17 protein-coding genes and 1 tRNA gene are annotated in these 22,378 nt (G+C 67.2%); 11 read left to right on the top strand and 7 right to left on the bottom strand.

Going from position 1 to position 22,378, the window contains the following annotated elements:
• Positions 1-90: 90 nt before the first annotated feature.
• Together nudC and NNX35_RS01155 are read left to right on the top strand one after the other, a co-directional pair.
• On the top strand, positions 91-1,053 hold the full coding sequence (gene nudC / locus NNX35_RS01160; RefSeq protein ID WP_255764757.1) for an NAD(+) diphosphatase: 963 nt from the start codon (positions 91-93) through the stop codon (positions 1,051-1,053).
• On the top strand, positions 1,050-3,176 hold the full coding sequence (locus NNX35_RS01155; protein WP_255764756.1) for an ATP-dependent DNA helicase UvrD2: 2,127 nt from the start codon (positions 1,050-1,052) through the stop codon (positions 3,174-3,176). The genes nudC and NNX35_RS01155 overlap by 4 nt, the downstream gene beginning before the upstream one ends.
• 33 nt (positions 3,177-3,209) lie before the next feature.
• On the opposite strand, the gene NNX35_RS01150 is transcribed toward NNX35_RS01155, so the two are convergent.
• Complete coding sequence (locus tag NNX35_RS01150) at positions 3,210-4,313, bottom strand: ThiF family adenylyltransferase (protein ID WP_255866771.1); 1,104 nt, start codon at positions 4,311-4,313, stop codon at positions 3,210-3,212.
• Positions 4,314-4,500: 187 nt separating this feature from the next.
• Between NNX35_RS01150 and NNX35_RS01145 the strand changes: the two genes are divergently transcribed.
• Entirely contained in the window at positions 4,501-5,085 is a 585-nt protein-coding gene (locus NNX35_RS01145; protein WP_255866770.1) for a M48 family metallopeptidase, read from the top strand.
• Positions 5,086-5,152: 67 nt separating this feature from the next.
• Here NNX35_RS01145 and NNX35_RS01140 read toward each other — a convergent pair whose 3' ends face one another.
• The gene (locus tag NNX35_RS01140) at positions 5,153-6,628 is read right to left on the bottom strand and encodes a zinc-dependent metalloprotease (protein ID WP_255866769.1); all 1,476 of its coding nucleotides are present in this window, start codon (positions 6,626-6,628) and stop codon (positions 5,153-5,155) included.
• Between the two features lie 373 nt (positions 6,629-7,001).
• On the opposite strand from NNX35_RS01140, the gene NNX35_RS16140 reads away from it, so the two are divergent.
• The 4 genes from NNX35_RS16140 to NNX35_RS01120 all read left to right on the top strand — a co-directional run bounded on the left by NNX35_RS16140 (position 7,002) and on the right by NNX35_RS01120 (position 12,222).
• The gene (locus NNX35_RS16140) at positions 7,002-8,153 is read left to right on the top strand and encodes a S16 family serine protease (protein WP_255866768.1); all 1,152 of its coding nucleotides are present in this window, start codon (positions 7,002-7,004) and stop codon (positions 8,151-8,153) included.
• 212 nt (positions 8,154-8,365) lie between these two features.
• Positions 8,366-11,368: a UPF0182 family protein gene (locus tag NNX35_RS01130; RefSeq protein WP_370646909.1), complete on the top strand. Its 3,003-nt coding sequence runs from the start codon at positions 8,366-8,368 to the stop codon at positions 11,366-11,368.
• 143 nt (positions 11,369-11,511) lie between these two features.
• Positions 11,512-11,585: transfer RNA gene (locus NNX35_RS01125), tRNA-Met, on the top strand.
• A gap of 82 nt (positions 11,586-11,667) precedes the next feature.
• Positions 11,668-12,222: a DUF6328 family protein gene (locus NNX35_RS01120; protein ID WP_255866767.1), complete on the top strand. Its 555-nt coding sequence runs from the start codon at positions 11,668-11,670 to the stop codon at positions 12,220-12,222.
• A 38-nt stretch (positions 12,223-12,260) separates the two neighbouring features.
• Here the strand turns inward: NNX35_RS01120 and NNX35_RS01115 are convergent, their stop codons facing one another.
• Together NNX35_RS01115 and NNX35_RS01110 are read right to left on the bottom strand one after the other, a co-directional pair.
• Positions 12,261-12,998, bottom strand: coding sequence for a PspA/IM30 family protein (locus NNX35_RS01115; protein ID WP_227918389.1), 738 nt, complete (start codon positions 12,996-12,998; stop codon positions 12,261-12,263).
• 102 nt (positions 12,999-13,100) lie between these two features.
• Entirely contained in the window at positions 13,101-15,068 is a 1,968-nt protein-coding gene (locus NNX35_RS01110) for a TPM domain-containing protein (RefSeq protein WP_255866766.1), read from the bottom strand.
• Between the two features lie 470 nt (positions 15,069-15,538).
• Between NNX35_RS01110 and NNX35_RS01105 the strand changes: the two genes are divergently transcribed.
• From NNX35_RS01105 to NNX35_RS01090, 4 genes are all read left to right on the top strand, one after another.
• Positions 15,539-17,041, top strand: coding sequence for a S1C family serine protease (locus tag NNX35_RS01105; protein WP_255866765.1), 1,503 nt, complete (start codon positions 15,539-15,541; stop codon positions 17,039-17,041).
• A gap of 209 nt (positions 17,042-17,250) precedes the next feature.
• Positions 17,251-18,090, top strand: a complete 840-nt coding sequence (locus NNX35_RS01100) for an electron transfer flavoprotein subunit beta/FixA family protein (RefSeq protein WP_227918386.1) — start codon at positions 17,251-17,253, stop codon at positions 18,088-18,090.
• A 63-nt stretch (positions 18,091-18,153) separates the two neighbouring features.
• Positions 18,154-19,101, top strand: a complete 948-nt coding sequence (locus NNX35_RS01095) for an electron transfer flavoprotein subunit alpha/FixB family protein (protein WP_255866764.1) — start codon at positions 18,154-18,156, stop codon at positions 19,099-19,101.
• A gap of 1 nt (position 19,102) precedes the next feature.
• Positions 19,103-19,846 carry a PIG-L deacetylase family protein gene (locus tag NNX35_RS01090; RefSeq protein ID WP_255866763.1) on the top strand — a complete coding sequence of 248 codons (744 nt, stop codon included), beginning with the start codon at positions 19,103-19,105 and terminating at the stop codon, positions 19,844-19,846.
• A gap of 51 nt (positions 19,847-19,897) precedes the next feature.
• On the opposite strand, the gene NNX35_RS01085 is transcribed toward NNX35_RS01090, so the two are convergent.
• The 3 genes from NNX35_RS01085 to NNX35_RS01075 are packed head-to-tail and all read right to left on the bottom strand — an operon-like array spanning position 19,898 to position 22,197.
• Positions 19,898-20,698, bottom strand: a complete 801-nt coding sequence (locus tag NNX35_RS01085) for a class I SAM-dependent methyltransferase (RefSeq protein ID WP_255866762.1) — start codon at positions 20,696-20,698, stop codon at positions 19,898-19,900.
• 15 nt (positions 20,699-20,713) lie between these two features.
• Positions 20,714-21,181, bottom strand: coding sequence for a tRNA (cytidine(34)-2'-O)-methyltransferase (locus NNX35_RS01080; RefSeq protein WP_255764744.1), 468 nt, complete (start codon positions 21,179-21,181; stop codon positions 20,714-20,716).
• A 41-nt stretch (positions 21,182-21,222) separates the two neighbouring features.
• Positions 21,223-22,197: a J domain-containing protein gene (locus tag NNX35_RS01075; protein ID WP_255866761.1), complete on the bottom strand. Its 975-nt coding sequence runs from the start codon at positions 22,195-22,197 to the stop codon at positions 21,223-21,225.
• Positions 22,198-22,378: the final 181 nt, after the last annotated feature.

Genomic DNA, 22,378 nt, shown 5'->3' with positions numbered 1-22,378 from the left:
GTCGCCCAAACCGTGAGGAAAACCTCAGACCGGGGACGGCACCCGGGGCCAACTACAGTTTGGGGGGAGGGAGTCAGTACGGTAGGTGGTATGAGTATCCCGGCACCGGCAGCAGAAGCAACTCCCTTGGGTTTATTACCGCTGGCGCGGACGGCCGTGGATCGGGGCTCCGAGCGCCGCGTGGCACCGGATCTCTTCGAAACCATCCGTGCCGACGGCGGAACCCGGGTCATGTACCTGGCAACAGGCCGGACCCTCGTCCGCGACGGCGCCCTGGTGCTCTTTGAACCGCCTGCGGCGGGCTTTGGCGACGTTCCCGTCTATCTGGGCCGGACCCTCGAAGATGCGCAGGTGCCGCTGGGGACCGACGTCGTGCTGGTGACCCTGCCCGAGCCGGATGAAGCGCTCGCCGTGGAAGGCGCCGCCTGGGTGAGCCTGCGTGAAGCCGCAACCCATCTGGGTGCCCTGGACGCAGGACTGTTCGTCGAGGCAGCTTCCATCGCCAACTGGCATTCCGTGCACACCCACTGCCCGCGCTGCGGTGCGCGGACTGTTCCGGAGCAGGGAGGCTGGGTCCGCCGCTGTCCCGAGGACGGCAGCTCCCACTTCCCGCGCACAGACCCAGCGATCATCGTTGCCGTTATCGACGAGCAGGACCGCATCCTGCTTGGTTCGGCCGCTGCCTGGGCGGGGAACCGGTATTCCACCCTCGCCGGTTTCGTTGAGCCCGGGGAATCGCTGGAGGCCGCCGTCATCCGCGAGGTGGCTGAAGAGTCCAACGTGGTTGTCCACAGCCCGCAATACCTCGGTTCGCAGCCGTGGCCGTTCCCGTGTTCACTGATGCTGGGCTTCACCGCCCGCGCGGAGCACGCGGAAGCGAAGGCCGACGGCGTCGAAATGTCCGATGTCCGCTGGTTCAGCCGGACGGAACTCACCGATGCCGTGGCCAGCGGCGAAATCACCATTGCAGGCCCCATTTCCATCGCCCGGAACCTGATCGAGCGCTGGTACGGCGGCACCATTACCGAACCGGAGGCCAACACCCGCGCATGAGCAGTGAATCACCAGAAGCACGAATCCTTGCAGGGCTCGACGACGAGCAACGGGCAGTAGCCACCACCCTCACCGGTCCCCTCTGCGTCCTGGCGGGTGCCGGAACCGGTAAGACCCGTGCCATCACGCACCGGATGGCCTACGGCGTGGCCACCGGCGTCTACAAGCCGCAGCAGGTGCTGGCGGTTACCTTCACGGCGCGGGCCGCAGCGGAAATGCGCACCAGGCTCCGGGACCTCGGGGCCGGCGGCGTCCAGGCACGGACATTCCACGCTGCCGCGCTGAAGCAGCTGCAGTATTTCTGGCCGCATACCGTCGGCGGAGCGATGCCCGGCCTGCTGGATCACAAGGCCCAGATCATCGCGGAAGCCGCTCGGCGCCTGCGGCTGTCCACCGACCGGGCCGCCATCCGTGATGTTGCCGCGGAAATCGAATGGGCGAAGGTTTCCATGCTTACCCCGGACAGCTACGTGCGGGCCGCCGGGGACCGGGAACCCCCGGCAGGGTTTGACCTGACGGCCATTTCGCGGATCTTCCAGTCCTACGAGGACGTAAAAGTGGACCGCAACATCATCGACTTCGAAGACGTCCTGCTGATCATGGTGGGGATCCTCCAGGAAGACGAGCGGGTGGCGGCCATGGTGCGGGACCAGTACCGGCACTTCGTGGTGGACGAGTACCAGGACGTTTCACCGCTGCAGCAGCGGCTCCTGGACCTGTGGCTGGGCGCCCGCAACGAACTGTGCGTGGTGGGCGATTCCAGCCAGACCATCTACTCCTTCACCGGCGCCACCCCGCGGCACCTGCTGGACTTCACCAAGCGGTTCCCCGGCGCCGACGTCGTCAAGCTGGTCCGCGATTACCGTTCCACGCCGCAGGTGGTCGGCCTGGCGAACCGGATCCTCGCAGCCCGCACAGCCGAGGGGGAGCGGAACCGGACGGCACCGGCCTGGCCGACGCCGCTGGAACTGGTGGCGCAGCGGCCGGCCGGCCCGGAGCCGACGTTTACCGAATGCGCCGACGACGAAGCGGAAGCCGCGCACGTGGCTTCCTCCATCAAGGCACTGATTGAGCAGGGGGTCCAGGCCAGCGAGATCGCCGTCCTCTTCCGTACCAACGGACAGTCGCAGGCCTATGAGCAGGCGCTGGCGTCAGCCGGTATCGGCTACCAGCTGCGCGGCGGCGAGCGGTTCTTCGCCCGCCGCGAAGTCCGCGACGCGGTGCTGCAGCTCCGTGCGGCGTCCCGGTCCGTGGGCAACGAGCCCGTGCCCCAGATGGTGCGGGACATCCTGGCTTCCCTGGGCTACACGTCCGAGGCGCCGACAGGCGGCGGCGCCACGCGGGAGCGGTGGGAATCCCTGGCGGCGCTCGTGGCGCTCGCCGAAGAGCTGCAGGTCACCCGGACCCGTGACCCGGACAGCATCTTCACCATGCAGGACTTCGTGGCGGAACTGGAGGAACGCGCCGCGGCACAGCACGCACCCCGGGTCCAGGGGGTAACCCTGGCGTCCCTGCACTCGGCTAAGGGTCTGGAGTGGGATGCAGTGTTCCTGGTTGGACTGAGCGAAGGCTTGATGCCCATTTCCTTTGCCGATACCCCGGAGGCCGTCGACGAGGAACGGCGGCTGCTTTACGTGGGTATTACCCGTGCGCGGGAACACCTGGCGCTGTCCTGGTCCACGGCCCGGACACCGGGCGGGCGTGCCAACCGGAAACCGTCACGTTTCCTGGATGGACTGCGTCCCCGTACGGAGCGGGACGCCGGACGGACGGCAGGACCGGCGAAGCAGACCCGGCGCAAGGTCACCGGGCCGGCGAAGTGCCGCAGCTGCGGTGCCCTGCTGAACACCGGCGCCGAACGCAAGGTCGGGCGCTGCGGGGACTGCCCGGTGACCTATGAGGAAGCTACCTTCGACGCGCTGCGGGAATGGCGCCGCGAGGCGGCCGCCGAAGCAGGTATTCCGGCCTTTGTGGTGTTCACCGACGCCACTCTGGTCGCCATCGCGGAAGACCGGCCGCCGTCACTGAACCGGCTGGCCACCCTGCCCGGCGTCGGTCCGTCGAAATTGGAGCGCTACGGCGAAGCGGTACTGAAGGTACTCGCGGAAAGCGCCGGAGCCTAGCTGCCGGGCCTTCCGCCGCGCCCTGGGCGCCGGCTACGCCACCCGGTTGCTGCGTTGCAGACGGCAGCCGCAGGCGGGGTGGTAGTCCAGTTTCCGCAGCTGCGGGTAACCGTCGGATGTCCGCAGCCTCAGGACGGCGGAGAACACAGCCGGTTGATTGATTCCATCCAGGAAGACCAGCGCCGCCATGGCCGCCGCTCCGGCGGCCAGGACCGAGCCGGCAAGTTCCTCGCCCGAGGGACCAGACGAGTCGGGCGTGCCCGCACGCTCCTGCCCGGGGGCTTTATCCTTGTCCGCAGTCAGGGCTTCCAATGCGGCGTACCACCCCGGATCGGTGTCTGCCCGGTGCCGGTCCAGGCATTCCAGGCAGGGTGTGACGCCCGGAACCACCAACGGGCCGATATCCCATCCGCCTTCCTGGGCGGTCAGTACCAGTCGGGGAACACCCTCGTCACCGTCCGGCAGATCCGACTGCCGTCCCGGCCGTACGGGACCGGCCCCGACCGCGCGGACGGTCACCGCCAGATCCACTGCGGGCGGGACCTGGCGGCCTCCGCCCGGCGCCATCGCCAGCACCTGAAGGGTGGGGTCGATCCGGAACAGATGCCGTTTGACGGCGGCTGCACGGTTCATTCCGATATCGGTCATGGCATAGGCCGGGCCGACATCTGCCGGGCAGACCACCCCGGGGTCGGTGAGCAGCAGGGTGCCAATGCCTGCGGAGGCAATGGTGCGTGCCACCAGGGCTCCCGTGCGGCCCAATCCATCCACGGAGACGGCCGCACCGGCCCGCCGCCGGATCGATTCCTCACCGTTGACGCGATAGGCGGACGAAAGACGCTGTGCGTCCGGGAGGAGGCGTTCCGAGCGCAGGGAGGGAATGGGATCCGCGGTTCCCTCCTGCGGTACCAGCAAAGGTCCCAGGACCTGCAGGAGCGACGCTGCGCGGTCCGGCGGGAGGGACAGTCCTGCTGCGGTGGCCGCTTCAGCACCGTCCGGAACGCCTTGACGCAGCGCCGCCAGGAAAGCGACGTCGGCGTCCTGGAGGTTGCGCAGCAGCAGGGATCCTGAGCCGATCCCCAGTTGCCGGGCGCCCGGTGAAACTTCCAGCACATGAATTCCAGGATTGATCCGCATGGCCTGCTCCCGTAGTCCGGTTCTTCCTGCGTGTTGCCAGCCTTGCCAGCCTTGCCGGCCCTTGCCCGCCGGGCTGCCGGCACTGCCCGAACAGCCGGGCTGCTGACCATGCTGGCACGGCGTTCGCAGCCGTTCCGGGTTATCCACAGGCTGCAGGGCCGCCGGCGACGGCGGCTAGGCTTGGAATATGCCTTCCCCGCACCGGACCGCCGACGTTTCCATCCCGGCCACCACCAGCACCGGAATACCGATCCAGGTCCGCCGGTCCGCCCGGCGGAAGCGGACGGTCAACGCCGTCTTCCGTGACGGGGTGGCGCTGATTTCCATCCCCGCGCATTTTTCCACAGCGCAGGAGGCGGAATGGGTACGGCGGATGGTGGCGCGGCTGGAAGAGCGCTCGGCCGGTGTGCCGCACCCGGAAACCAGTGAGAGCGAGCTGATGCTGCGCGCCGCGAAACTATCCCGGACCTACCTCTCCGGCCGTGCCCGCCCGCAGTCCGTCCGCTGGGTAAGCAACCAGAACTCGCGCTGGGGATCGGCCACGCCCGGCAGGGGAACCATCCGGCTTTCCGACAAGCTGCAGGGCATGCCCGAATGGGTCATCGACTACGTACTGCTTCATGAACTCGCGCACTTGCTGGTGCCCTCGCACGGCCCGGCGTTCTGGCGCCTGCTGGAAAGCTATCCGCAGACGGAGACCGCCAAGGCCTTTCTCTCCGGGGCAGCGTTCGCCAGCGCCCGCGGCCTGAAGGGCGAGATGGGGGAGGACTAACCGGTCCTTAAACGCAGCTGCTCCAGAGGCTGTTGCCTCTGGAGCAGCTGCGGGTGCTGCCGGTCAGCTAGCTGGCGCCGGGTTTTCCGTCGTCGCCCTCGGTCTCGTCCGAATCACCGTCCGAACCCTCGTCGGTGTTTTCGGCGGCCGGCGTATCCGTCGCAGTTTCCCCGGAACCCTTTTCTTCAGAGCCTGATCCGTCGGCCGGCGTGTCGAAGCCGCCGTCGAGGAGGCGCTTCAGTGCGGCATCAACGTCGGAGTCGGCCGCTTCGAGAAGTTCACGCCGCCGGCTGAAGCCCTGGGGATCGTCGAGGTCCTCGGAGGTCGGCAGGAGATCCGGGTGCTGCCAGATGGCATCGCGGCCCTCAATGCCGCGTTCCTCCGTGAGATGCGCCCAGAGTGCAGCGGCATCGCGCAGCCGCCGCGGCCGCAGCTCCAGGCCCACCAGGGAAGCGAACGTGTGCTCAGCGGGACCACCGCTGGCACGGCGCCGGCGGATCATTTCCCGAAGGGCCCCCGCCGAGGGCAGGTTCGCCGTGGCAGCGGCCGTGACCTCGTCCACCCAGCCCTCCACCAGGGCCAGGGCGGTCTCCAGCCGTTCAAGGGCGGCATCCTGGGCCGGTGTGCGCTGGGGCTGGAACACTCCGCCGGACAAGGCGGCCTGGATGGACTCGGGATTGGCGGGGTCGATCTCCCGGGCGGCTTCCTCGATCTTGGACATATCGATGTGGATGCCGCGGGCGTAGCTTTCGATGGTGCCGAAGAGGTGGGACGCCAGCCACGGAGCCTGTGCGAAGAGACGGGCATGAGCTGCTTCCCGAACGGCAAGGTACAGGCGGATTTCCGCTTCAGGGATATCCAGGCCTTCGCCGAAGGCTGCAACGTTGGCGGGCAGCAGTGCCATGGTTCCGGCCGCGAGGGGCAGGCCGATGTCGGTGGAGCTCACCACTTCCTTGGACAGTGCCCCCACGGCCTGGCCGAGCTGGATGCCGAACATTGCTCCGCCCATGTTGGCCAGCATGGAGGATGCCCCGCCCATCATGGACTTCATTTCTTCGGGCATCTGCGTGGTGATGGCATTGGACAGGGCTTCTGAAATGCTCACCGCCACCGGTTCCGTCAGGCGGCGCCAGGAATCCATCGTGGCTTCAACCCACTCCGCCCGCGACCAGGCGCGGCCCAGGCTGCCGGTGGACGCGAAATCGGTGGCCGGGTCCAGCCAGAGTTCAGCCAGGTGCAGCGCCTCGTCAACCTCGCGGGCCGCCGTCGGGCCCGTGGAAGGGTCGCTGCCGGTTGCCGCCACCCGCCGGGCGTTGTCCTTGGCCAGCTGCCAGTTCACCGGACCGTCCGAAGAAGCGCTGAACATGGCCTGGACCTGCTGGAAAATCATGGCCATGGCGTTGGGGTCCGAGGGCAGCCCGGCCGCCTTTGCCAGCTCGGTAGGATCCATGCCGCCCGCGCCGCCGGCGCCGAACAGGCGCGCGAGCATTTCGGACAGCGGATCCTGCGGGTTGTCCCCGCGGTCGGATGGATTGGAACTCATGGGATACCACCGGTCCTGTGAAAGAAGATAAAGCGGAAAGATACTGCGGAAGATTAATGCTGTGGAAGATAGTGTGCGATGCCCGGCACCTGCCGACCATATTCCCCTTACGCTACCCGCAGGGTCCAAGCCCTGTCCCGCACAGGCCGTTTTCGTTCGCTGTAGGCAAAGCCTGCCCTGCACGCCACGGCCGGGGGCCGGGCGTAGGCTTGCAGGGTTGGCAGCCCGACCGCGGGCGCCGGATCTGTACACGAGCACAGCAAAACGAGCACAACAAAACAAGCACAGCACACGAGCGCAGGAAAAGGTTGGTCAGTTGCGCCCCTCTCATGACGACAGCAGGACTGCGGCGCAGGGCCGGCCAGGTAATCCCGTGCCCGGGGAGCCTCCGGTCCCGGCCCCGCAGCCGGACGGCAGCTACTCCGTCTATCCGTACCAGGGCCTGGGTGCGGGCCGCCCCGCGCCCGCGAAACGCTCCGCCCGTTCCCGGGCGATGATTGCTTCCGGTGCGCTTGCCGCCGTCCTCGGTGCCGCCGGGCTGCTGCTGCCCGCCCAGTACGTGGTGGAGTCCCCGGGACCTACGTTCAATACGCTGGGCAGCGCCGGCGACGCGGAAATCATCGAGATCGAGGGGCGCCCGAGCTATCCCACGGAGGGCGAGCTGGACCTGACCACCGTCTACGTTTCCGGCGGTCCGAGCACGAACATCAGCATCTTCCAGGCCGTGGGCGGCTGGGCGAACAATAACGACGTCGTCTATCCCACCGAATTCCTCTACGCCCCGGGAACCACCAGCGACGAGGTGGATGAGGAAAACGCCGCCGCCATGACGTCGTCCCAGGAATCCGCCGTCGCCGCAGCCCTGAACCAGCTGGATATCGGCTATACGCAGGAACTTACCGTGGCAGCCGTGGTGGAGGGGTCACCGGCCGAAGGCGTGCTGGAGGCCGGAGACACCGTGGTTGCAGTGGGGGACACCCGGATCGACGGCATCGAGAGCCTGCGCGCCGTCCTGAACGACGGCGGCGGCTCGCCTGCGGCAATCACGGTACGCCGCGACGGGGACGAAGTAACCGAATCCGTGACCCCGCGGCAATCCGATACCGGTACCTATCAGCTCGGCATCGAACTGGCGACCTCCTTCGAGTTCCCTTTCGAGGTCAACATCGGGGCAGGAATGGAACGCGTAGGCGGTCCGTCCGCGGGAATGATGTTCGCCCTGGGGATCGTGGACCGGCTCACCCCGGAACCGTTGACCGGCGGCAGGCATTTCGCCGGAACCGGGACCATCGATGCGGCCGGGAACGTGGGCCCTATCGGCGGGATCCGGCAGAAACTGATCGGTGCGTCCGACGCCGGGGCCGAGTATTTCCTGGCCCCCGCCGACAACTGCGGCGAGGTCGTCGGCCATATTCCGGCAGGCCTGGACGTGGTGCGGGTTTCCACCCTGGACGAGGCCATCCAGGCGGTCGAAAAGCTCGCCGCCGGCGGGAGTGCGGCGGATCTGCCGCAGTGCACCCCCTAGTAGTAGGCGGCCCGCCCTAGTTACGATCGGGACAAGGTTGTTTGCGGCACCGGATCTAAGTGGCAGCCACAGAGCAATCCAAGGCAGAATGATTTACGGACGGCTTCCGGGGTAACCGGTGGGGAAACAGGGCTGGAAACACGACCCGAAAGCATTCCCGCCGGTGCATCCCGGCCAGGCCGCGAGCCGACGCACCGAACGATGAGGTAACTGTGACTTCCGGACCAAACGGCCCATTTTCCCGACCCGGTACGGCCACGGCCGTCGGCAGGCGACGGCGGCGCAGCCCGCTGATCGCAACGCTGATCGTCGTTGCCATCCTGGTCATTGGCTTCGTGTACTTTTCCCAGGTCTACGCGAATGTCCTGTGGTACAACCAGCTGGGGTATCTGGAAGTCTTCGTCAAGGAGAACCTGACCCGCATCTCCATGTTCCTTGCGGCCTTCCTCGTGATGGCCGCCGGAGTGTTCACCAGTATCCGGGTGGCCTACACGTCGCGGCCGATCTACGCGCCGGACAGTGCACTCCAGGACAACCTCAACCGGTACCAGGCCCAGCTTGAGCCCATCCGCAAGCTGCTGATGATCGGTATTCCGATCGTTGTCGGCGGCTTCGCCGGCACGGCCGCCATGTCCATGTGGCAGCAGGCCCTGCTCTTCTTCAACCGGCGCGATTTCGGAAAGACAGATCCGCAGTTCAACATGGACTACAGCTTCTATCTGAACACGCTGCCCTTCATCGGGTTCCTGGTGGGCTTCCTGATCAGCGTCGTCGTTATTGCCGGTATTGCCGGCCTGATGACCCACTACCTTTACGGCGGCATCCGGCTGGAGGAAAAGGGTGTGTTCGTCAGCCGCCCGGCCCGTCTGCACCTGGCCATCATCGCGGCAGCCTTCCTCATCCTGCAGGGCATCAACTTCTGGCTCGACCGCTACGACACCCTGCTGAGCACCTCGGGAACCTGGACCGGCGCCCTCTACACCGACGTCGAGGCCGTCATCCCGACCAAGGCCATCCTGGCCGTTGCCTCGGTCATCGTTGCCGTCCTGTTTATCCTCTCAGCCGTCATCGGCCGCTGGCGCCTGCCGATTATCGGCACCGCCATGCTGATCATCACGGCCATCGTGGCCGGCGGCGTCTATCCCTGGATTGTCCAGCGCTACCAGGTGCAGCCTTCGGAGCTGAGCCTCGAGCGCGAATACATCCAGCGCAACATCGACCTCACGCGGGAGGCCTACGGCCTGAGCGACACCGAGGTCATCCCGTACGACGCCACGGTGAACGCCAACGCCGGAGCACTTGAACAGGACGCCGGCACCACGGCCAACATCCGTCTCCTGGACCCGAATGTCGTCTCCGACGCGTTCGGCCAGCTGCAGCAGTTCCGCCAGTACTACCAGTTCCCCCAGACCCTGAACGTGGACCGCTACGAGATCGACGGCGAGGTCCAGGACACGGTCATCGCCGTCCGCGAACTGAACGTCGGCGGCGTGCCCGCAGGCTGGGTCAACGAACACATCCTCTACACCCACGGCTACGGCGTGGTGGCAGCGCGCGGTTCAACGGTCGGGGCGGACGGCAAGCCCAGCTTCATGGAGTCCGGCATTCCCTCCACCGGCGTGCTCACCGACGGCGGCGAGTACGAGCCGCGGATCTACTTCGGCGAAAACTCTCCACAGTACTCGGTGGTCGGCGCCCCGGAGGGCACCCCACCGGTGGAAATCGACCGCCCGCAGACGGGTAACTCGGAAGAGGAATCGCAGACCACCTTCAGCGGCGAGGGCGGCCCGAGCGTCGGGAACTTCTTCAACCAGCTGGTCTACGCGATCAAGTTCCAGTCCACCGAGCTGCTGCTCGCGGACGCCATCAACGAGGAATCCCAGATCCTGTATGACCGCGACCCCCGCGACCGGGTGGAAAAGGTTGCCCCGTACCTGACCGTGGACAGCAACGCGTACCCCGCTGTCATTGACGGCCGGGTGAAGTGGATCGTGGACGGCTACACCACGAGCAAGTACTTCCCCTACTCCACGCAGCAGGAGCTGCAGGATGCCACCACGGACTCGTTGACTCCGGGAGCTGCGGCACTGCCGCAGGAACAGGTGAACTACATCCGGAACGCGGTGAAGGCCACGGTTGATGCCTACGACGGTTCCGTCGAGTTGTACGCCTGGGACGATGAGGATCCGCTGCTGAAGTCCTGGCAGAGCGTCTTCCCCTCCACCCTGAAAAAGTACAGCGACATGTCCGCTGACCTGATGGCGCACGTGCGTTACCCGGAAGACCAGTTCAAGGTCCAGCGTGAACTGCTGGGCAAGTACCACGTCACCGATCCGGATTCGTTCTACAAGAACGACGACGCCTGGAGCGTTCCGGCCGATCCCACGGGCGGCAACGGCAGCGTCAAGCAGCCTCCGTACTACCTGTCGCTGCAGATGCCGGGACAGGATGAAGCGACCTTCTCGCTGACCACGCCGTTCATTCCGTTCGTGAGCGAAGGCGGCGACCCCCGCAACGTGCTTTACGGTTTCCTCTCCGCCGAGGCAGACGCCGGCACCGGGGAAGCGGGTGTCAGGAGCGAGGACTACGGCAAGCTTCGCCTGCTCGCCCTGCCTACGGATACGGCTGTTCCCGGGCCGGGCCAGGCGCAGAACACGTTCAACTCCGATCCGACCGTCTCCAACGCGTTGAACCTCCTGCGCCAGGGTGCTTCGGAAGTCATCAACGGCAACCTGCTGACCTTGCCGGTAGGCGACGGCATCCTGTACGTGCAGCCCGTGTACGTACAGTCCTCGGGTGAGGCCTCGTATCCGACCCTGCAGCGGGTGCTGGTGAACTTCGGCGAGAAGGTGGGCTTCGCACCCACCCTGGAAGAAGCCCTGGACCAGATCTTCGGCGGAGACTCCGGAGCGTCCACGGGGGATGCCGGCAACGTCGGGGCTACGCCTCCGACAGCGGAAGGCGGCGGCGACGTGACCGCCCAGTCCGAACTGGCTACGGCGCTTTCCGATGCCGGGCAGGCCATCCAGGACGGCCAGGCTGCCCTTGGCCGCGGCGACTTTGCCGCCTACGGCGAGTCCCAGGCCCGGCTCCAGGACGCCATTACCCGGGCTACCGCAGCCCAGGAGCGGATGGAGGGTGCTGCCGGTGACGCCACCGAGGCGCCTGCCGACGGCGCCACTGCTCCGGCGGAAGACAGCGACGGCGGCAACTAGCGACGGCGGGAACTAGCGGACGGCGGCGGGGCACCCGGGGTGCGCCGCCGTCGGCTCGCAGGCCGGGGCCCCGGTCCTGCAGCGATGGGCCGGGGTTCCGGTTTGCGTCAGTGTCCTGCGGCGGGTAGAGTTAGATATCACGCCGCGGGGTGGAGCAGTTCGGTAGCTCGCTGGGCTCATAACCCAGAGGTCGCAAGTTCAAATCTTGCCCCCGCAACAAAAGAAAGTCCCTCGAGGATCCGCAAGGAACCTCGAGGGACTTTTGTTTTGCCCGCCGACGGACCCACTAAACTTCCCACATGGGCGATACTCCGGCGGAACGGGACCCGGACCGCGGTGAAACTCCGCTGCAGAAGCAGGACCGGAACTGGACGGACCTGCTGCAGGAGCTGCGGGTGCTCCAGACCGGCATCCAGATCCTGACCGGCTTCCTGCTGACGCTGCCGTTCCAGCAGCGCTTCACCGAACTGAACCCGGTCCAGGTGGGCATCTACCTGTGCCTGGTGGTGCTCTCGGTACTCGTCACCGCGCTCCTGCTGTCCACGGCGGTGCTGCACCGCGCCTTCTTCCAGCGGCGGATCAAGGGGAACCTGGTGGACAGCGCGGACCTGCTGCTGCGCCTTACCCTGGTACTGGTGGGCCTGATCCTGGTCGGGACCATTGGCCTGGTGTTCGACCTCGTACTCTCCGGTTCAGCCGGCGCCATAGCAGCAGCATCGGTGGCGGTTGTCGTGGCCCTGCTGTGGCTGCTCCTGCCTCTTCTCCTGAGGCGGCAGGCCCTGCGCCGGCGCACGGCCCGGCAACACCGGCCCCGGCGGGAACGCACCAGACGGACGAAGGGCGGGCGCCGGTAGCGGCACCCGCCCTTCGGCAGTACTGGAAGCAGCTGTGGCTAGTCCTCGATGGCGGACTGCGTTGTGCCGGACGACTTCAGGGCCGCGAGGCGGGCTTCGACCTCGGTCTGCTCGCCGAGATCCTCCAGCGACTCGAACTGCGAATCAAGGCTGGAGGACGCCAGCTCGTTGGCGCCGCGGACGCGGGCTTCCTCGCGGCGGATCTTTTCCTCGAAGCGGCCCACCTCGGAGGTCGAGTCCATGACATCGATGCTCTTCATGGCCTCATGCATTTGCGTCTGAGCGGAGGCGTTGCGGGCGCGGGCAATCAGTTCGTCGCGCTTGCTGGTGAGCTGGTCCAGCTTGCCCTTCATCTGGTTCAGGCCGGTCTTGAGGCGTTCAACGATCTCTTCCTGGGAAGCAATGGTCGGCTGTGCGCCCTTGGCTTCGTTTTCGGAGGCGATCTGGCGCTGAAGGGCCACCTTGGCAAGGTTGTCGAACTTCTCGGCGTCGGCGGTGTTCCCGGCCGCGCGGAACTCATCGGCCTTGCGGGAGGCAGCCAGCGCCTTGTTGCCCCAGTTCTGGGCGTTCTGGATGTCCTCGTTGTAGTCGTCCTGGAGCATCCGAAGGTTCCCGATGGTCTGCGCGACGGCGCTCTCGGCCTCAGCGATGTTGTTGCTGTAATCCCGCACCATCTGGTCGAGCATCTTCTGCGGATCCTCGGCCTGGTCGAGGATGGCATTGATGTTGGCCTTGGCCAATTGAGTGATACGTCCGAAAATCGACTGCTTAACCACGGTGTCTGCCTTTCAATCTGCTGTGTTCGGAAAAAGCCCGCCTCCGCCATGGAGCGTTACGGGTACATCTTGGTGCACTTTTGCGTCTTTGGTCCGTGTGGGCTAGAAGTTTCCGCCGGATGAGCCGAACCCGCCGCCTCCGCCGAAGCCGCCGCCCCCGCCGAAACCACCGCCTCCGAAACCGCCGAATCCGCCGCCGCCCCATCCGCCGCCGTGCGAGCCGCCGCGCAGGATGGAATCAATGAGGATACCTCCGAGGATGGCGCCGCCCAGCCCGTTTCCGCCGCCTCCTCCGCCGCCGAATCCGCCGCCGCCGAAACCTCCGCCGAAACCGTCCACGTCCTGCTGCGCCATTTCCGCGGCCTGGGCCGCCAGCGCATTGGCTTGCTGGGCGTAGGCGAGGGCGCTCACCGGATCCGAGGACTGCATTGCCACGGCCTGCTGCAGATTGCGCTCAGCCTCGGCCAGCCGGGTCCGGGCCTCGCTGCCGACGCCGCCGCGGCGTGCCCGGATGTAGTCCGAGGTGCCGGAAATCTGCGCCTGCGCGGCCATCATGGCATGCTGCAGGGAATCCCGTGCCCGGCGCTCCTGCTCCTGGCGGTCCCGGATGCCTTCCAGTGCGGCATCGAGCTGGTTGTTGGCCGTTTCCAGCCGGCGCAGCAGGTCCACCGGGTCAATGGGGCCGGCCTGCGTGGCCTGGTTCACGGCATCGAGGGCGGCACGGACTCCGGCTGCCGGACCGGCGAGACCGGGAGTGGTTCCGCCGGCGGCAATAGCGCCGGCCTGTGCCAGGTCCTGGTTGGCGTCGGCAACTGCGCGCTGGAGCTCCTGGCGTGCGGCGTCGAGTTCCTGGCTCCGCTTGTCGATCGCGTCCAGCAGCACGTCGGCCTGGTGGACGGATTCTTCGGCCGCTCGGACGGAAACCACTGCCGAAGAAGTATCCCCTTCAGCCAGCTTTTCATTCGCCGTCGCGGCGGCATTGGACACGAATGCCAGGCGTTCATGGGCCTGGTCGATGTTGTCGCTGATCTGGCTGACGGCGGAGGCGGCGTAGCGGGACCGAAGCGAATCGAGTGTCGCCGCCGAGGTGCTTAGGCGCGAGGCGGCCTGGTCCGCGGCTGCCTGTGCCGCTGCCAAGGCGGCGGGGGCGTTCTTCTCCAGTTCCCGGAGGGAATCGAACTCTTCCTTGTGTGCCTGCAGCGACTCGTTCACTGCCTCGCACCGGCGGATGATTTCCTTCAGCCAGGTCCGTTGCTGCTGCTCGGTATCCGGAATGTGGTCGTCGAGCTGCTGCTGCAGCTTGAAGGACTCGCCCATGTGGGCGCGTGCTGCGGCCAGGTCCTCGGAGAAGGTCGTGACCGCGCCCTCGCCGTAGGCGGCCATGGCGAATCCCAGCTCCTGCTCGCTGGACTTGATCGCGTCGTCGGCCGCCACGAGCAGGCTGCCGGCGCGCTTGCGCAGGTCCGGCACGCTCATGGTGTCCAGCGGATCCACCGGGGCAGCGGGGCCCTGCTGCTGCACGGGCGCAGCGGCGGCGGACTTGCGGCGGCGGCTGCGGATCAGCAGGGCGGTCCCCAGTCCGCCGGCGACGACGACGCCGCCCACCAGCAGGGGCGCCACGTCGGCTCCGCCGGATTCCTCCGCGGCGGCAACCTCTCCGTCTCCGCCGCGGGCAATGTCTTCCAGTGACTCCGCAGCGTTCACTGCGCTGTTGGCCCACTGGGCGGAGGAAATGTCCTGGGACCCCAGCAGGGGGTCGGTCGCCGCAGCAAGAATGGCGTTGCGGCGCGCCTGGTTCAGGACGCTCTGGTCCCCGGTGGAGACCTGGATCTTGCGGTCCTCGGTGGCGATGCTCAGGAGTGCTTCCTTAGCGCCCATGCCCTTGCCCTGCACCACCTGCTCCGACCAGGCGACCGGGTCCGAGGGGCTGGTAAAGGAGTCCACGTAAACCACGTAAAGGGTGTACCCGCTGTTCCGCTGCACTTCCGAAATGGCTTCCTCCACCTCGGAAGCATCACTGCCCAGCACATCGGCCGGGTCCACGACGAATTCGCCCGGCGGTATCCGCACGGGGGATTCCGCCGGCACAAGGACCACCGGACCGGCAGCCGCCGGGACCGGCTCCGCGGGCCCCGCAAAAGCAGCGGCCGGGACCAGGACCGTAACTGCGCTCAGGCCTAGTACGGCCGCCAACCTGTTCCGTGACCGCATACAACGTCCTTTGGTTTTCGTCTCGCTCGGTTCCAGCTGCCGTAGGGGGCAGCGCATGCGGCCCCGGACCTTGGTACCGATTCTAGGGGCCGCCCTATGCCGCGTCCACCGCGGCCGGAGCGGGAGAGCCGGCACCGCGGCCGGGGAACGCCCGCCTGACCTGCACCTTTACCCCGTTCTCGAGTAGCCTGCCAATAGGACGGCGTTCGGGTTCTTCACAGCGGATGTCCAGTAATCGTCCCCGTACATCCCAGCTAGCACTGCCATAGTGGATAAAAAGAACGATGTGGCTACACCATGGGTAAACGAACTTTGAAAGGACAACCCACATGACTGAGCAACACGGCGGTCCCGAGGGCACCGAACGCCCGTTGCCGCCCCGGCCGCCGGCGCCGCCGTCGTATTCGGGGACCGCTTCGGGGGAAACTTACAGAGAAACACAGGGGGAAACGCCGGGAAACCCGCAGACCGAACCCCTGGCGAATGCCGTCCCCGCGCAGGGACAGCCGGGCCACGGAAACGGCCCGGCCGGCTACGGGTCTTCCGCTTACGGGTCTGCCGCGCACGGGTCCACGGCCTCGGGCAGCGCCTTCCACGCACCGGCCGGAACGACGCCGGCACCTGAATCCCGGGCAAAGAAGTTCGGGGCGGGAACACTGGTTGCGGGCATGCTGCTTGCAGGTCTGTTCGGCGGCGGCGTGGCCGTCGGGGCCAACGCGCTCTTGGAGGACGGCAATGCCGCCGGCCAGGCCAGCCAGCCGCAGACAGTCGTGGTGAACGACGAAGACAGCGTCAACTCGGTCACGGCGGCGGCAGTGAAGGCCTCACCAAGTGTGGTCACCATTGAAGTTGCCGCCTCCGGCAGCACGGGCACCGGTTCCGGGATCATCCTGGACGAGGACGGCCACATCCTGACCAACACCCACGTAGTGACCCTCGGAGGCACTGCCGCCGATCCCGTCGTCGAAGTCCAGACGTCGGACGGACGGGTCCTGACCGCGACCATCGTAGGGACGGACCCCCTGTCCGACCTCGCGGTCATCAAGGTGGACGCCGCGGACCTGACACCCGCTGCCCTGGGCGATTCCGGGAACCTGAATGTCGGGGACACCGTGATTGCCATCGGCGCCCCGCTCGGCCTGTCCGGGACAGTGACTGACGGCATCGTCTCCACCCTCAACCGCACCATCAGCGTCCAGTCCTCGGCTGCGCCGGAAGAGTCGGAAAGTTCGGACGAACCCGAAGACAACGGTTTCGGTTTCCGGTTCGCTCCGCCGGATGGATCGTCACAGGACCAGAGCACCGCGGAGAGCTCGATCTTCCTCAACGTGGTGCAGACCGACGCCGCCATCAACCACGGCAACTCCGGCGGCGCACTGGTGAACACCGACGGCGAAGTCATCGGCGTGAACGTCGCGATTGCCTCGGCCGCCTCCGGTGCCGCCGGCGAGGACAGCGGCAACATCGGTGTCGGCTTCGCCGTTCCCATCACCTATGCCGAGCGGGTGGCGGAAGAGATCATCGACAACGGGTCCGCGACCCACGGTTACCTGGGCGTCTCGGTGACGCCGGCAACCGCGTCCGATTCGTCGTCGACGTTCACCGTGGGTGCCGAGGTCGCCGAAGTCGTATCCGGGTCCCCGGGCGAAAAGGCCGGCCTGCGCAAGGGCGATGTGGTCACGTCCGTCAACGGCATCCCGGTCACGGATGCCCAGTCGCTGACTGCAGCCATCAGGATGCAGCCCGCCGGCGGCAAGGCCACCATCGACTTCACACGGGACGGTAAAACGGACAGCGTCGACGTCACCCTCGGGGATTCGGCAAAGCAGTAACACGGACCGCATAGGTCGAGCAGGCAACGAAGGGCCGCGCCGGGTGCATCCGGGCGCGGCCCTTCCGTTTGCACCCGCCCGGCATTTGCGCGGACGCGAAAGCCCGCCCAGTGTGTGATTAGCTTTAAACGCGCCGCTCCTTGGCGGCGCGCGTCGGCGGGAGGATCTCCAGGCCGCCGGGAAACGATTTTCCTACCGGAAAGGCCGGAATGCAGGAGTCAGCCACCCATCCGCTGAACATTGTTGTCTTGGTAAAGCATGTCCCCGACGCGCAGTTTGACCGGCACCTCACGGGTCCCGGGCATACCTTGAACCGTGCCGAGAGCATCCTCTCCGAACTGGACGAGTACGCCCTTGAGGCAGCACTGCAGCTGGCCGAGGCCCGCGGCGGCGAGAGCGCCGGGAACCGGGTGACTGCCCTGGCCATGGGCCCGGCGGCAGCAGTGAACGCGGTGAAGAAGTCCCTGCAGATCGGCGCCTATGCAGGCGTCCACCTGGCCGACGACGCCCTGGCCGGTTCCGATGCAGCCGGCACCTCGCTGGCCCTTGCCGCTGCGGTACGCACCATCGCTGAGTCCCAGGGCCCGGTCGACCTGGTCATCACGGGCATGGCCTCCACGGACGGCGAAACCTCCCTGGTTCCCGCGCAGCTCGCCGAAAGGCTGCAGCTGGCACAGGTGACCTTTGCTTCCGAACTCGACGTAGTGGACGTCGACGGCGCCCCGGTTGTGAAGGCGCGCCGCGACGGCGACTCCTTCACCGAAACCGTTGAGGCACCGCTGCCGGCCCTGGTATCGGTTACGGACCAGGCCAACAGCCCCCGCTATCCGAACTTCAAGGGCATCATGGCCGCGAAGAAGAAACCCGTTACGGTGCTGACACTCGCCGAAATCGGAGTGGACCCGGCCCAGGTGGGGCACGACGGCGCCTGGACGGCAGTAGCCGCCTCCGCTCCGCGGCCGCCGCGCTCGCAGGGAACCATCATCACCGACGACGGCACCGCCGGCGTGCAGCTGGTGGACTACCTTGCCGCCCAGAAACTGATCTAAGACTTCTCCTGCTTGAAACCGGCGCTTCGCAGGCGCCGCCGCCTACGTCCTAAGGAGCGCACCATGGCGTCCGTCCTGGTTTTTCTCGATGTCCCAGCCCTGCCCCTGCCGCGGGCCGCCCGCGAACTGCTGACCCTTGCCGGCACGGTGGGCGAACCCGCGGTAGCTGCCGCCCACCGGGTGGATCCGGCCATGCTCGACGCACTTGCCTCCCACGGCGCCGTGAAGGTCTATGAGCCGGCCGGGGAACTGGACACCGTCCTGGTGGCCGCGAAGGCTGCCTTCCTGGCGGACGCCGCCAAGAGCGAGCAGCCCGCCGCGATCCTGCTGGGCAACTCCTTCGAGGACCGCGAGATTGCAGCCCGCGCCGGAATCAAGCTCGGCTCCGGAGTCATCACTGACGCCGTTGCGGTGGCGCCGGACCTCGCCGTCACCAAGTCGGTGCTCGCCGGGTCCTACACCTCGACCTGCCGGGTACGCACCGGTACGCCCATCATCACCGTGAAGGCCAACAGCGTCGAGCCCGCACCGGCCGAGCCGTCAGCCCCGGCTCCGCAGCGGGTCGAGGTTCCGCTCTCGGAAACCGGCCCTGCCGCACGGGTCACCGGCCGCTCCGGCAAGCGCGTGAGCGGACGTCCCGAACTGGCCGAGGCACGGGTGATCGTTGCGGGCGGACGCGGCATGGACGGGAACTTCGGTCCCGTGGAGGAACTCGCTGACCTCCTCGGCGGAGCGGTGGGCGCGTCCCGTGCGGCCACGGACGCAGGCTGGATTGAACATTCCGCCCAGGTGGGACAGACCGGCAAGACCGTCTCCCCGCAGTTGTACATTTCCGCCGGCATCTCCGGCGCCATCCAGCAAAAGGCCGGTATGCAGACCGCCAAGGTGATCGTCGCGGTCAACAAGGACGCCGATGCACCGGTGTTCGAGATCGCGGACTTCGGCATTGTCGGCGATGTGTTCTCAGTGCTGCCCCAGGCCGCCGAAGAGATCCGGAAGCGCAGGGCCTGATATGTTCCCGACGTCGGCTCCCGCACGGGCCCTGGCCTTCGCAGCCCATCCGGACGACATCGATTTCGGTGCCGCCGGCACGCTGGCCCGCTGGGCACGCGAGGGTACCGAAATCACCTACTGCATCATGACCTCCGGTGATGCCGGCGGCTTCGACCCAACAGACCGCTCCGGCGTCAGCGCCCTGCGGAGCGGGGAACAGCGGGAAGCGGCCCGGCAGGTGGGAGTGCAGGACATTGTGTTCCTGGGGGAGCGGGACGGCTACTTGGAAGCCAACCACTCGGTGATCGCCCGCGTGGTGGAGCAGATCCGGCGCGTGCGTCCCGACGTCGTGCTGTCCATGCACCCCGAACGGAACTGGGACCGCCTCCAGGCCAGCCATCCCGACCACCTGGCCTGCGGTGAAATAGTGACTCGCGCCGTGTACCCGGCCGCCGAGAATCCCTTCGCCTATCCGGAGCTCGCGGAGCAGGGGCTGGAAGCGTACAAGGTGCCGTGGCTGTGGTTTTACGGGGCGCCGCGGGAGCGGGAGAACACTGCCGTGGATGTCAGTTCCACGGTAGACGTTAAGCTTGCCGCCATCCGGGTCCATGCGAGCCAGCATCCGGACATCGAGGGCATGGACGCCTCGGTCCGGCGGTTCCTGCAGGACAACGCCCGCCGGCACGGCCTGGCCGAGGGCGTCAGCGCGGAAACCTTCCACGCCGTAGGCGTGAACACCCCGGAGACCATCGCCGGATTCTAGCTGCCGCAGCTACTGCCTGCTGTCCTGCCCGCCGTCCCTGCCGTTGGCTGGCTACGGGCGGACAGCCGTGGCGATCAGGGTGTCGGTATTCAGTGCGAAGTCGTCACCGAGTTCGGCCAGGAACGCGGTCCGGACCCGGTCCACGGCCGCCGGATCTTCGGGCAGCAGCATCCGGTAACCGCCGCCGAGCACCAGCGACCAGGCGAGGGACGGACTGAGCTGGACCTGTCCCGGCGTGGGGGCCACGGTGATTTCGGTCAGGCCCAGGGACTCGAGCCAAGACGTGAGCTGCTCCGGGGTCTGGAGCCGCTGGACGTTTTCGGCTCCCGACTGGGGGAGGGCGTCAAGGTCGGGCCGTTCCTGCAGGCAGGCTTTCCACAGCAGCTCCCTGAAGGGCTCCCAGGAACCTTCGGCCCACGTGCTGAGGGCGAAGCGCCCGCCGCTGCGAAGCAGCGACACGAGGTGGGCGGCGCCGGCGTCCATGTCCGGAACGAAGAACAGGGAGTAGGCGCAGACCACCGCGTCGTAGGGTTCCTCCGCCTGCCACGAGGTGAGGTCGGCCTGTGCAAGGTGGACGTTGTTGAGCGAGAGCGTGTCTGCCTTGGCCTGGGTCAGGGCCAGCATCCCTGCACTGAGGTCCACCCCGTCGACGACGCCGTCGGGACCGGCGAACTGCGCGGCCGGGATAGTGGATGCACCGGTGCCGCAGCCTGCGTCCAGGACCCGGTTGCCGAGCGTGATGTCCGCCGCGGCCACGAGCGCATTTCCCATGGGATTCCAGAGCGACGGCGCGAGCCGCTCGAAGTCGGCGGCGCCGTCGTCGAACGCGTTGCCGATGTGGAGTTCAGGCATGGGAAGAATCCTTCGCTAGAGCTGGGCGCCGGCGAAGCCGTGCTGGCGCCAGGCTTCGTAAACGGCTATGGAGGCGGAGTTCGCCAGGTTCAGGGAGCGCAGGGTGGGCAGCATGGGCAGCCGTACCCGGGCGGTGACATGCGGGTCCTTCTTCACCTCGTCCGAAAGCCCGACCGACTCGCGGCCGAACATCAGGACGTCTCCGGCACGATACTCGATATCCGTGTAGGAAGTGTCACCGTCCGAGGTGAAGGCATATACTCGCTCGGGTTTCAGGGCGTCCCAGGCATCCTGCAGGCTCGCATGGACATGCAGGACGGCGAGGTCGTGGTAATCCAGGCCTGCGCGCCGGAGTTTGGAATCCTCCAGGCTGAAGCCGAGGGGCTCAACCAGGTGGAGCTCGGCCCCCGTGATGGCGGCAAGGCGAATGGCATTTCCGGTGTTGCCGGGGATTTCAGGGGAATGGAAGAGGATACGGAACACGAATACATCCTATGCCCGCCACCGGGGCCCCAACGCATCAGTCAACGGGTGGTCGCGTCGATCAACGGCGCCAGCACCGGCAGCTGGACGGTGTTCGGCTGGGGGCCTTCGGCAAAGAACCTCCGCAGCTCCCGCAGCAGGCCGCCGGGATTGGCGACATGCAGGGTCGCGGGCGCTGAGCGGCTCAGCCTCGGCGGGTAATCGACGATGGGCTCGAAGGGATTCCCGTTAGGGCTGTGGAGGACAAGCCAGCCCGTGGCATTGCACTCCGGAAAGCGGGACTGGAGGGTGCGCACCGCATCGGCCAGCCGCAGGGTGGACACCTCCCGGCCGCGGTGCAGCAGATGCTGTCCGTCCCACCGGTAGTTGCCGGGCGAGGCCATCAGCGAACCCAGGACTGCCATGCGGTAGCCGCCCAGCAGCACGTGGCTGACATCGAGGTTGCCGCCGCGCGGTCCCGTGTCCGGAATGTGGAGGCCGTTGACCAGGCGCGCGGCCGGGTAGTCCTCCAGCAATTCGCGTTCCAGCAGGTGGATGGTCCGGTTTTCGGCCTCGAAGCGTCCCGCGGCGTTGGAGCCGATCCGCGAGAAGAAACCCGGACGGCGCGGTGCGCCGTGGACCTGCTGTCCGGCCAGGACCAAGGGGATGAGGGGAGGATTCTTCGGGGAGAAATCCGGGACAAACACCGGCGGCCGGTCCAGGTCTGCCGTGGTCCGTTCGGGGGCGGACCCGGTTCCCGCGGCCCGGCTGGACGGGCTGCCGGAGCTGCTGCCGGCAGCGGCACGGGTGCTGCCGGCGTCCGTGCCCTGGCCGAACCGGCGATCGTACGCGGCCTTTCGCCGCGGATCGGAGAGCACCCGGTATGCTTCCGTGACCCGGTGGAAGCTCTCGCTCGTGCCGCCCTGGTCCGGATGGGCGTTCCGGGCTGCCTTCCGGTACGCGGTCTTGATTTCGACCGCCGATGCCGCGCGGGTCAGGCCTAAAACCTCATAGAGCGTCGGGTCTGACGGGCTCAAAGCGGTTCCTCTCGGGCGGCTGGTCCGGCTGCGTGAGGCAAGTCTACCGGTCGTCCCTGCACCGCAGCCTGGGCGGGGGAAGGGGTATCCGGGACGATGAATTTTCCGCGCCGGGGCAGAGGAGGACAGTGTGTGTCCTGCGGGATCCGTATCGTCGGCGTACATCGGGGAGCTGTCCCCG

It is taken from the genome of Arthrobacter sp. zg-Y844, from assembly GCF_024385465.1.
GTDB lineage: Bacteria > Actinomycetota > Actinomycetes > Actinomycetales > Micrococcaceae > Arthrobacter_B.
This window is presented reverse-complemented; position numbering and strand designations above follow the sequence as displayed.

What these genes read in the sequence shown, in the direction of transcription:
- nudC (WP_255764757.1), top strand. Translation starts at nt 91, where the DNA reads ATGAGTATCCCGGCACCGGCAGCAGAAGCAACTCCCTTGGGTTTATTA.
- NNX35_RS01155 (WP_255764756.1), top strand. Translation starts at nt 1,050, where the DNA reads ATGAGCAGTGAATCACCAGAAGCACGAATCCTTGCAGGGCTCGACGAC.
- NNX35_RS01150 (WP_255866771.1), bottom strand. Translation starts at nt 4,313, where the DNA reads ATGCGGATCAATCCTGGAATTCATGTGCTGGAAGTTTCACCGGGCGCC.
- NNX35_RS01145 (WP_255866770.1), top strand. Translation starts at nt 4,501, where the DNA reads ATGCCTTCCCCGCACCGGACCGCCGACGTTTCCATCCCGGCCACCACC.
- NNX35_RS01140 (WP_255866769.1), bottom strand. Translation starts at nt 6,628, where the DNA reads ATGAGTTCCAATCCATCCGACCGCGGGGACAACCCGCAGGATCCGCTG.
- NNX35_RS01120 (WP_255866767.1), top strand. Translation starts at nt 11,668, where the DNA reads ATGGGCGATACTCCGGCGGAACGGGACCCGGACCGCGGTGAAACTCCG.
- NNX35_RS01105 (WP_255866765.1), top strand. Translation starts at nt 15,539, where the DNA reads ATGACTGAGCAACACGGCGGTCCCGAGGGCACCGAACGCCCGTTGCCG.
- NNX35_RS01100 (WP_227918386.1), top strand. Translation starts at nt 17,251, where the DNA reads ATGCAGGAGTCAGCCACCCATCCGCTGAACATTGTTGTCTTGGTAAAG.
- NNX35_RS01095 (WP_255866764.1), top strand. Translation starts at nt 18,154, where the DNA reads ATGGCGTCCGTCCTGGTTTTTCTCGATGTCCCAGCCCTGCCCCTGCCG.
- NNX35_RS01090 (WP_255866763.1), top strand. Translation starts at nt 19,103, where the DNA reads ATGTTCCCGACGTCGGCTCCCGCACGGGCCCTGGCCTTCGCAGCCCAT.
- NNX35_RS01085 (WP_255866762.1), bottom strand. Translation starts at nt 20,698, where the DNA reads ATGCCTGAACTCCACATCGGCAACGCGTTCGACGACGGCGCCGCCGAC.